At 61.5% G+C, this 9,038-nt stretch carries 11 protein-coding genes; all 11 read right to left on the bottom strand.

Features of this window, described 5'->3' with window-relative positions; translation table 11 throughout:
- Window positions 1-3 precede the first annotated feature (3 nt).
- A complete protein-coding gene (locus ACN8M7_RS10670) occupies window positions 4-1,458 on the bottom strand; it encodes a TrkH family potassium uptake protein (protein ID WP_490260732.1) in 1,455 nt (484 codons plus the stop codon).
- A 305-nt stretch (window positions 1,459-1,763) separates the two neighbouring features.
- Window positions 1,764-2,126, bottom strand: coding sequence for a Mor transcription activator family protein (locus ACN8M7_RS10665; RefSeq protein WP_090384379.1), 363 nt, complete (start codon window positions 2,124-2,126; stop codon window positions 1,764-1,766).
- Complete coding sequence (locus ACN8M7_RS10660) at window positions 2,123-2,572, bottom strand: gp16 family protein (RefSeq protein WP_490260731.1); 450 nt, start codon at window positions 2,570-2,572, stop codon at window positions 2,123-2,125. The genes ACN8M7_RS10665 and ACN8M7_RS10660 overlap by 4 nt, the downstream gene beginning before the upstream one ends.
- The gene (locus ACN8M7_RS10655; RefSeq protein ID WP_090384373.1) at window positions 2,569-3,117 is read right to left on the bottom strand and encodes a hypothetical protein; all 549 of its coding nucleotides are present in this window, start codon (window positions 3,115-3,117) and stop codon (window positions 2,569-2,571) included. The genes ACN8M7_RS10660 and ACN8M7_RS10655 overlap by 4 nt, the downstream gene beginning before the upstream one ends.
- Before the next feature lie 4 nt (window positions 3,118-3,121).
- Entirely contained in the window at window positions 3,122-3,811 is a 690-nt protein-coding gene (locus ACN8M7_RS10650) for a DUF2786 domain-containing protein (RefSeq protein WP_490260730.1), read from the bottom strand.
- 1 nt (window position 3,812) lies between these two features.
- A complete protein-coding gene (locus ACN8M7_RS10645) occupies window positions 3,813-4,436 on the bottom strand; it encodes a DUF3164 family protein (protein WP_347505807.1) in 624 nt (207 codons plus the stop codon).
- Window positions 4,436-4,702, bottom strand: coding sequence for a hypothetical protein (locus ACN8M7_RS10640; RefSeq protein ID WP_490260729.1), 267 nt, complete (start codon window positions 4,700-4,702; stop codon window positions 4,436-4,438). The genes ACN8M7_RS10645 and ACN8M7_RS10640 overlap by 1 nt, the downstream gene beginning before the upstream one ends.
- Entirely contained in the window at window positions 4,699-4,974 is a 276-nt protein-coding gene (locus ACN8M7_RS10635) for a hypothetical protein (RefSeq protein ID WP_490260728.1), read from the bottom strand. The genes ACN8M7_RS10640 and ACN8M7_RS10635 overlap by 4 nt, the downstream gene beginning before the upstream one ends.
- A gap of 43 nt (window positions 4,975-5,017) precedes the next feature.
- The gene (locus ACN8M7_RS10630; RefSeq protein ID WP_490260727.1) at window positions 5,018-6,271 is read right to left on the bottom strand and encodes an ExeA family protein; all 1,254 of its coding nucleotides are present in this window, start codon (window positions 6,269-6,271) and stop codon (window positions 5,018-5,020) included.
- A gap of 10 nt (window positions 6,272-6,281) precedes the next feature.
- Window positions 6,282-8,057 (bottom strand): integrase, encoded by a 1,776-nt coding sequence (locus ACN8M7_RS10625; RefSeq protein WP_490260726.1) that lies wholly within the window; start codon window positions 8,055-8,057, stop codon window positions 6,282-6,284.
- Window positions 8,058-8,074: 17 nt separating this feature from the next.
- Entirely contained in the window at window positions 8,075-9,028 is a 954-nt protein-coding gene (locus tag ACN8M7_RS10620; protein ID WP_490260725.1) for a hypothetical protein, read from the bottom strand.
- Window positions 9,029-9,038 lie beyond the last annotated feature (10 nt).

Genomic DNA, 9,038 nt, shown 5'->3' with positions numbered 1-9,038 from the left:
CGGTCAGTGTTTCCAGAAACTGCGGGTAATCAGCACCAGCACGGTCAGAATTTCCAGGCGGCCGAGCAGCATGCCGGCACTGAGCAGCCACTTGGCCGAATCCGGCAGGCTGGAGAAGTTGCCGGCCGGGCCGATGATCGGGCCAAGGCCGGGGCCGACGTTGCAGACGGCAGTGGCGGCACCGGTCAGCGCGGTGACCCAGTCCAGCCCGGTCAGGGTCAGGGCCAGGGCCAGCACGCCGATGGTGATGGTGAAGAAGAAGGAGAAGGTGATCAGCGAGCGAACGATCTCTTCATCCAGATTGTGGTTGTTGTACTGCTGCTTGATCACCGCGCGTGGGTGCACCAGCTGCATCAGGTTGGCCTTGAGCAGCACGTAGGCGACCTGAAAGCGGAAGATCTTCAAACCACCGGACGTGGAGCCGGAGCAGCCGCCAACGAAGGTCAGATAGAAGAACAGCAAGATGGCGAAGCTGCCCCAGGTGGTGTAGTCGCCGAGCGCGAAGCCGGTGGTGGTGACCACCGAGGTGACGTTCACCGCGACGATGCGGAAGGCGTCGAGCCAGGCATAGTCCGAGTTGATCCACAGCCAGGTGCCGAACACCAGCCAGGTCAGCAGCAGAAAGCCGATGAAGCCGCGAACCTGGTGATCCTTGAACAGCGCCTGACGATTGCCGCGGACGAAGGCCACGTAGAGCATGAACGGCATGCCGCCGAGCACCATCAGGGCTACAGTCGTCCAATGTACAGCCGGTTGCGACCAGTGTGCCAGGGACGAGTCGGAGGTGGAGAAGCCGCCGGTGGAAATCGCTGACATGGAGTGGTTGATGGCGTCGAAGGGGCTCATGCCCGCCGCCCAGAATGCCAGGAAACCCAGCAGGGTCAGGGTGAGGTAGATCAGCAACAGGTACTTGGCGGCCATGTGCGAGCGCGGCATCACCTTCTCGCCCCAGTCCGACGACTCGGTCTGGAACAGGCGCATGCCACCGACGCGCAGCAGCGGCAAAATCGCCACGGCCATGCCGATGAAGCCGATGCCGCCGAGCCACTGCAGCATCGAGCGCCAGATCAGAATGCCCGGTGACATGCTGTCCAGGCCAACCAGTACGGTGGAGCCGGTGGTGGTGATGCCGGACATGGTTTCGAAGATGGCGTCGGTGTAACTGATGTGCGCGATCAGCATCAGCGGTAGCGCGGCGAAGGCGCAAACGACGGTCCAGCTGCCGGTCGTCAGCAGGTACATGTCACGCGGGCGTAGCTGGGCATTCTCCGGGCGGCCGGGTATCACCAGCGCAAGGCCGGCGATCAGGGTGATCATGCCGGACCAGAGAAAGGCACTGAGATCTTCCGGGTGTTCGAAGATCAGTAGCGTCAACATGGGGATGCCCATGCTGAGCGCCAGGGTAATGAGAAATATGCCGATGATGAAACCGATGATGCGCAGCGTCGGCAAGGCCATGTAGAGGGCTCTGGCGGATTGTAAAAGTGCGCCATTCTACCCGCGGACGGGCGGCTGTAAACCGCCGCATCCGGGCTGTGTGAAAACGTGGCGAGCGAAGGTCAGGCCAGGCAAGAACAAGCGAGAAAGCGCAGTTTACGAGCTGTAAATGAGCATTTTAAGCCTGTTTTTAACGCAGTGACCCAGACCGAGATAAATACTTAGGGAAACCTGAGAAAAGTCCGAAACATAGCGAGACGGAACGAAACAAAACGGAATGGAGTTTGAAAAAGAGTTGCAGATAATGCAATGGAGAAAACGCTCGGTCAGGCGTCGCTGGCCGGGCTGAACATATCTACCTGACGACGCGCGATCTCCTCCTTCCGCACCGCCTTGATGATCTTGTAGACCCACTGTAGCGAAACGCCGAACTCGCGGGCCAGGTCGCTCTGGTTATGGCCGTTGAATTTGTCGTAGATCAGTCGATCACGCCGGCTCAGCTTGATCGACAGCCCCATCGGGAAGTAGATGTTCTGGCCACCCCAGTGGGCAGCCATACGATCCGCGACCTCTTTGGCGACATGCTCAGCCTTGTCGTTGTCCAGGGCGATCAGCTCGCCCAAGGCATGGGCGATGTGCTGGGTCAGGTCGAGCAGAAGCTCGGGGCCCTTGCTGCGGAAGTCGCTCATACATTCCCCTCCTTAATAGCTGCGCGAGTGACGCGCAGTTGCCACTTCTTTAAATTCTCGATCACTTGGCTGGCCTGATCGCTGCTGAGCCACTGCAGGGCCTGTACGCCCGTCATCTTCAGGACGAACTTGGCCAGGGCTTCCTCGGACGGATCGCGCACCTCGCCCATGCCGTGCAGCGTCAGCCAGAGCGCGCGGATCTTCTTCGACTGATCGTCCGCTGCCAGGGGGCGCTGCTTCTTGCTTGGACGTACCTTGAAGCCGCGCTGCTTGAGCTGTTCCAAAACCCGGTACAGGTTTGGAACGCTGAGGTCGGCCGTCGAAGTTGCACCACCCAAACCCTTCATGCCGCTGAGCAGCAGACGGTAGGTGTCGTCATCCATGCACAGCTCGCGGCGGGCGACGTGGATCAGCTTGATCAGGCGCAGACGGTTATCGGCTTTCACGATGTTTCTCCCATCAGTTCAGCGACACGACGCTCGCCTTCTTCTTTAGTAAGGAGGCCAAGCATCACGTCGCTGTTGATGCGGCCGATCTGGTCTTGGCGTTGACTACGGACTGAGACAACCTGGCGTGGCTTGGCGGGTGCCGCCTGTTTGACCTGCTGAGGATCACTGGCAATGCCAAACACCACAGCGCGCAGGTAGTGATGGTTGTCCAACGGCAGGGATAGACGTTCGCGCTGGGTGAGCATCTGCTCGATGCCAGCAGCCCACAGAGCCGGGCTGGCTGGTTTGGATTCAGTGGTGCGGGCGTCGCGGGTGACGCTGCTGGCATTGACCAGCAGCATCAGTTCCTCGACCAGTTTGATCGCCTTGGTGGTGCGCAGGCCGCGCTTGGCCGGGCTGAACAACCGCAAGTAGGCCAGCACTGCGCGTCCGAGCCGTGGCTCCAGGTCGGCGAACAGAGCCGCCAACTGCTTGCCTTCGGCATCGGCGAAGCCGGCCTCGAACGGGAACTGCTCACCGCAGCATGGGCACTGGATGCGCATCGGATCAGGCCCCCGCTGTCAGTAGCGCACGTGGCTGGTGGTTCACGGCTTGGTGTAGCTGTGCCGACTTGCCAGCGCGATAGCCGGCCTCGGTGGCCACCTCGTCACGTGCTTTGAGCTTGCGACGCTTCAGCTTGGCCTGGCCGAGGTTCGGGTATTTCTTGGCCATATATGCCTGGATCGCTTCGGCGATGTTGTCCTCCACACCTGCGAAGGCTTCGATCTTGGAGTACACCGCATCGATCCAGGCATGCGCGAAAGCATCACCACGGGCGACTTTGGTCGAACGCTTGCAACGCTTCTGCGTAGCCAGGTAGTCGCGCCGAGCTTTCTGCAGCTGGCGCTCCAGCACCTGGTAGGCGTAGCCGGCCAGCTCAGGGGCTGCTGCGCAGCCGACGAAGATAAAGGACGCTGCCTCAATCCAGCCGCTGCGGATGATCAGGTGGGTACCGAATGCGTGACCGCAAACCTGGGCCAATCGAACCCGCCAGGCAGGCGGCTCGCCCTCGGAGCCTGCAAGCACCTTCACCTCGCCCGCCATACTCGCAAGCACATCACCCAGCTCCAGGTTGTAGGCCTCCATTAGCTTGTGTGCCTGGCGCAGGGCGATCTCCGCTTCGTTGGGGTTGGCGGTCTTTGACTTCGCCATCTCCATGCACTTCTTGATCTTTTCGAGGATGCGTTCCTGATCCATCTCACACCGCCGCGATATTGAGGTTGATAGGGTCGTAGCGGTCGGTCTCACCGACACGCTGATAGACGCGGATGTAGACGGCGGTGCCGTTGACTTGGATGGAGTCCTTCAACGCTTCCATGGCGAGCTTCCAGTCGGGATCGTCGATCTCGATGCGCAGCAGGCTGAGGACGTCGCCGGTTTTGATCTGGCCCTGTTTGTTAGCGCGGAATGCGCGGTCAACCAGTACGCGCAAGTGGTTGTTGGCTCCCTCGCTCCATTTGCGGATGCAGCGGTCGATCAGTTCCTTGGCCGCGAGGATCTCCTCGGTGAAGCTCAGGCGCTCGGCCATCTGGCGTTCGACTTTGAACCGGCCGTCATAGGTGGTGATCGAGGCATTGCCCTTCTTGCCGCCGATGGTTACCCCGTACTTCTCATTCGAGATGGCGATCAGGTCGTCGATATCGGCCAGGGCTTTGGTCTTGAAACCGACCAGGGCCTTGTTGATATCCAGCGCCATGCGGGCCAGATCACTTGCCACCCCATCGCGCAGTTTGTCGTGCTCACGCACCTGGTGTTCAGGCACCAGGTGGCCTGCGCCATTGCGCACATAGCCGGCAGGTACCGGTGTTTGATTGGTATTCATCAGTGTTTCACTCCTGGTTGGCAGTGCTGCCGGTAGTGGTTGGCGAACTCGGAGACCTTCTGAGCGACAAGCCCGGCATCACCTGCGAGGTGCGCCTCGCACATCACTGCCAGCTCGGTGGTCAGTCCGTGAGTTCCGCGAGTGAGGCAATCCAACTGGTTGCCCAGCTGGATGATTTGCTGATTGGCCCGCTCCAGGGCTTCGCGCAGCTTCTGTGGGTCGGTGATCTGCTCGGGGTTGCAGAGGCTGATGCAGAGCACGTTCATGCGTCCTGCTCCTTCACCAGGGAGAACCACACAACGTCGATGCCACGGATGGTCACTGCGTTACGGGTGAAACGGCCTCGGGTGCGGTGCCGTTGGCCGCGCACTTCGTGGGCGAAGCGGCGCACCAGCTGCTCAACACTGTCGAGCGAGATGGTGATGGTGTTGTCCAGGAAGGACATCGCCGTGATCTGCAGGCCGGCATCACGCACCGCGCGAGTCAGGTCATTGAATTCCGTCAATTTCGGCAGGAACTCAGGTGCGGTGATGCTCATGGGCCGCTGAACCGGTGGTGCTACAAGCTGAAGGCTGGCCATGTCACACCTCCCCATCGCGCAGGGAGGCGATGACCAGCTCGCCGGTTACCTTGTTCTCGTGCAGCTTGACCGCCAGGTTCATCGCGCCGGAGACCAGGTTGTTCACCGCCAGCGGGTAACACAGGGAGATTGTCTTCACCTCGCGCGCTGCGCCGCGCCCACCGGTCATGGACATGCGCAGGCGGTTGCGGATCTCCTCGAAGGCGCAGGGCTCGAAGATGTCCTGGTAGTCCACCTCGATCCGGGCGAACTTGTGCTTGAGGTAAGCCTCGACGTGGTTGTCCAGGGGCTTGAGGCGAACCAACTCGCAGCGCTGAACCACCTCGCGCACCGCTGGGTTATATTCGCTGAGCTTGTCGCCCAGCTCGGTCTGGCCGATCAGAATGAAGGCCAGCAGCTTCTTGAAGCCCATCTCCAGCTCGTAGAAGCGCTTGATGTGCTTGAGGGTGGTGATGGGCAGGCTGTGTGCCTCCTCGATGATCACCACATGTCGACGGCCGGCCTGGGCGCTGGACATCAGCAACTCGTGCATCTGCCGAGAGCGATCTTCCTGGCTACGGCGTGGCTTAATGCTCGGGTCAATGTTGCGGATGATCGCAGCAGTGATATCGAGTGCCTTGAGCGTTTTACCCTTGACGTTGTCTTCTTCTACGCCGAGAACGTAGGGCGGAATAACCGTGATGGGCTCACGGTTGACGTGAATCCACTCCAGCAGATCCTGGCGCAGAGTCGATTTACCCGCGCCGGACTCACCTACCACCGCCAACATGCCGCCGTGCTTGGCCGTCTGACGAATAGCCTGGCGCACATAGCGGATGTCATCGGACAAGAACACGTCTTCCTCTTCCTGCATCTCGTCCGTGAACGGGTCGCGGGGCAGACGGAAGTGTTCCTTGGCCTGGCGGGTCAGAGTGTTTTTTCGTAGTAGCATGTAGTCGCTCTCTTTGCTGTTGGCATTGCGGGGCACCGATGCAGCGCGGCCGACCAAGACTTGCGCTGCATCGGCTTCTTCCATCACGAACAAGTCGCGAATGTGGTCATCGTTCGCCCCTCGGGCGAACAGAAGCGTCGTGATCTGACGCTCCAAATTCAGGCGTTCCAGGGTTTTGGGCCACATGCCGTGGTTGACCAACTGGGCCATGGTGGATTGGCTGATGGACTCGCCATCCGGTTTCACGATGGCGTCGGCCATCTCCCGCTGGGAGATGTCGAGCTGCCACATGACACGCTTCAACTTCATCATCTGCTGCTGCATGACGTGCTCCTTAAACGGCCCGCAGGCCCGTGACATTGGAGGCCGAGGCAACGGCTGCCGGCCGGGTGAACTGTTCGATCAAGGCGTTGACCTGGTCTTCCGGTACGCCCTCCTTGAAGGTGCTGCGTAGCCAGGTGTTCTCGGCCTGGGTGAGGCTGCGACCGATGGCCGTGACGATGCGCTGCATAGCCTGCAGGGCCGATAGCTTTGGCATGTCGTTACGCAGGTGCTCCGGGGTTTCGATGGTGCTGCCCTGACGCGGCAGGTAGGTCGGCAGCTCGATGTCCTTGAGGTGCTCGTGCGAGTCGAGCTTGCCGCCGAAGGGGGTGACCTGCTTGCTGCGGGCCTGCTTGGCGTCCTGCGCCGGGTAGGCCAGCTCGTCCATGACCTTGGCTGCCTTCTCGATAGCTGTTTCCGGCTGAGACTTGTATTCCTGGCCGGGGATAGCCGCGTCCAGGCGCTGACCGAACACGTCATAGCCACGGATCGGCTCGACGCGGTAAGTCAGCATCTCGCCGTCATAACGTGGTGCCTCGATCTGGATGGCGCAGTCGCCGTAGGCCAGGCCGCGCACGCTCACCTTGGCCCCGACGACGATGCCGTCCAGGCCGCGCAGGTCGTAGAACATCCGGGTTTCGGCGTTCTGGTGCTTGAAGCTGATGGTCATGTCCGAGCGCACCGTGCGCTCCTCCTCGCGGCTGGTCATCAGCGCGCGGCACACCGCCACATCCGGCAGCAGGCGCAGTTGCTCGGCGCGGATCAGCTGCCAGAGGTCATAACGCGCTACCGGCTCCACCAGCCCGGCACGACGCAGGCGGGTGTCCTGGCCGGGGATCAGGTTGGCGTTGTAGGCCTCGGCCCAGGCCAGTGCTGCAGCGTTCAGCTCGGCGATATCGTTGACCGGCTGGAAGCGCAGGCGGCTCTCGAACTGGGTCTCGACGATGTTGTTGCCACCCTCGACGCCACCCTTGGCCCGAGCGTTGCCGGCCTCGTGCTCCAGCGGGGTCACTTCCAGGTGTTTGAGCAGATTCTTGATTGCGCTGCTGGTGTTGGCCGAGCCCTTGTCCCAGAGCAGGAACAGCGGCACGCCATGGAGCAGCGAACCGGCGTCCTTGCTCCAGGCAAACATCAGGAAGTCGAACAGGCTGTGCTGGTTCTCGCCTGCGGCTTCGCAGTACCACACCTTCAGTGCACCGCTGGCGCGGTCGTACATGACGTAGCGCCAGACCTTCAGCTTCACCTTGGCGAAGTTTTCCAACTTGTTCTTGTAGAACTCACTGTCGCGCATGATGTGCTGGCGACCCTTGAGGTAGTACACCAGGCACAGCGAAGGGTCGACCTCGTGCAGGTAGTTCGGGTGCGGCGCACGCAGGGCCTGCACCGGGCTGGCATTGCGCTGCGAGGTAACGTCCAGGCTGCGCGCCCGAATCAATCGGTTCAGGTGGCCGTTGCTCACACCCAACTGGATGCCGTTCTGCTCCAGGATGCTGCGTGCGGCCGGGGTGAACAGCGTTTGCTTGCCGTTCTCCCGCACACCCTCACGCTGCGCAGCGCCCAGCATCTGCAGGGCGTCGCCCGCCACGCTGGTCTTGCCTTTGTCAGCGCGGGTCTTGCGCCCGGCATCCCAGCCGCAAGCCAGTTTCAGTTGGCGGTAAATGGTCGCACTCGACCAGTCGAGGAACTCCTGGGCGGCAGCCATCAGCGGCCCGCGCTCGCCATGCCCGGAGGCATCCAGCTTGCGCGCCAGCTCGCACAGGTAATCCCGAATATCAGGCGTCAATGCCATGTCTGCCGCTCCGCTCATCACTCGCCTACTTGCAGCAGGTGCTGCCGTGCCTGGGCCAGATCGGCACCGAAGCGGTTCTGCAGGTCATTCATGGCACCCGCCACCAGGTGCGCAGTGCGCTGGATGGCATCCTCCAGATGCACCAGGACGGTCAGTGCTTCAGGCGGCAGATCGACCGGGGACTCAGGGTCGTAGTCCGGGCGCGAGGTCAGCTCATTGGTCAGCCAGGCATCCAGGGCGTCGACGGCCTGCAGGTGGCGCGCGAGGGATTCGTCGATCAGGCACTGGCGAGCGGTGATCTCCTCCTTCAGCGGTGCGATGCGTTCATCCCAGGGCAGCGTGCGCAGCAGGTTGCGCTCCAGCTCCAGCTTGGTGTCACGCAGCTTCTTGCTGGTGTCGGCTTCCATTTTCGACAAGGCGTCGTAGTCGGCTTGGCTGTCTTCGAGCTTCTTGCTCAGCTCAGCTTTCTCGGCGGCATGCTTGGTGATGATCTCCTCGGCCAGCTCGACGAAGGCGTCCTTGTCACCGGTCTTGGCGACCTCGATAAGTGCGGCCTGCTGATCCTCCGGCAGGCGACGGTACTGGCGTAGTTCGCGGTAGCCGATGCCCATGCGGGACATGGACTCAAGAGCCTCTTCGCCAAAGGCCCGTAGGTTGCTGATATCCCGGTCTACCTGATCGACTGAGCGGCCGAGCAAGTTGCAGAACTCTTCCCATGTACCGCTCAGGTTTTCCGCACCGTGCGGACTCTTACGTCCGGCAAGAGCCCGGTACAGCTTGTTTTCCTTGACGAAAGCCAGTTTGGAAGTCCGCACCGTGCGGGAAAAATCCTCGAAGGCACCTGCCATCTGTGCCTGTCCAAGTAGCTGATTGATCAGGTCACGCTCTTCACCAAACCCCTGGGCAATCGTGCCGAGCATGCCCAGGGCGCTGGACTCCTCCTGGAAGGCCTCCTGGTTGATCTCGGGCATGGGTTGAATC

Origin of the sequence: Pseudomonas spartinae, assembly GCF_965197125.1 — a bacterium.
In the GTDB taxonomy this organism is placed as follows: domain Bacteria; phylum Pseudomonadota; class Gammaproteobacteria; order Pseudomonadales; family Pseudomonadaceae; genus Aquipseudomonas; species Aquipseudomonas composti_A.
Note: the sequence above shows the minus strand (reverse complement) of the source record. Positions and strands in the feature narration are given on the sequence as shown.

What these genes read in the sequence shown, in the direction of transcription:
- ACN8M7_RS10665 (WP_090384379.1), bottom strand. Translation starts at nt 2,126, where the DNA reads ATGAGCGACTTCCGCAGCAAGGGCCCCGAGCTTCTGCTCGACCTGACC.
- ACN8M7_RS10625 (WP_490260726.1), bottom strand. Translation starts at nt 8,057, where the DNA reads ATGGCATTGACGCCTGATATTCGGGATTACCTGTGCGAGCTGGCGCGC.
- ACN8M7_RS10620 (WP_490260725.1), bottom strand. Translation starts at nt 9,028, where the DNA reads ATGCCCGAGATCAACCAGGAGGCCTTCCAGGAGGAGTCCAGCGCCCTG.
- ACN8M7_RS10650 (WP_490260730.1), bottom strand. Translation starts at nt 3,811, where the DNA reads ATGGATCAGGAACGCATCCTCGAAAAGATCAAGAAGTGCATGGAGATG.
- ACN8M7_RS10630 (WP_490260727.1), bottom strand. Translation starts at nt 6,271, where the DNA reads ATGCAGCAGCAGATGATGAAGTTGAAGCGTGTCATGTGGCAGCTCGAC.
- ACN8M7_RS10670 (WP_490260732.1), bottom strand. Translation starts at nt 1,458, where the DNA reads ATGGCCTTGCCGACGCTGCGCATCATCGGTTTCATCATCGGCATATTT.
- ACN8M7_RS10640 (WP_490260729.1), bottom strand. Translation starts at nt 4,702, where the DNA reads ATGAACGTGCTCTGCATCAGCCTCTGCAACCCCGAGCAGATCACCGAC.
- ACN8M7_RS10645 (WP_347505807.1), bottom strand. Translation starts at nt 4,436, where the DNA reads ATGAATACCAATCAAACACCGGTACCTGCCGGCTATGTGCGCAATGGC.
- ACN8M7_RS10635 (WP_490260728.1), bottom strand. Translation starts at nt 4,974, where the DNA reads ATGAGCATCACCGCACCTGAGTTCCTGCCGAAATTGACGGAATTCAAT.
- ACN8M7_RS10655 (WP_090384373.1), bottom strand. Translation starts at nt 3,117, where the DNA reads ATGCGCATCCAGTGCCCATGCTGCGGTGAGCAGTTCCCGTTCGAGGCC.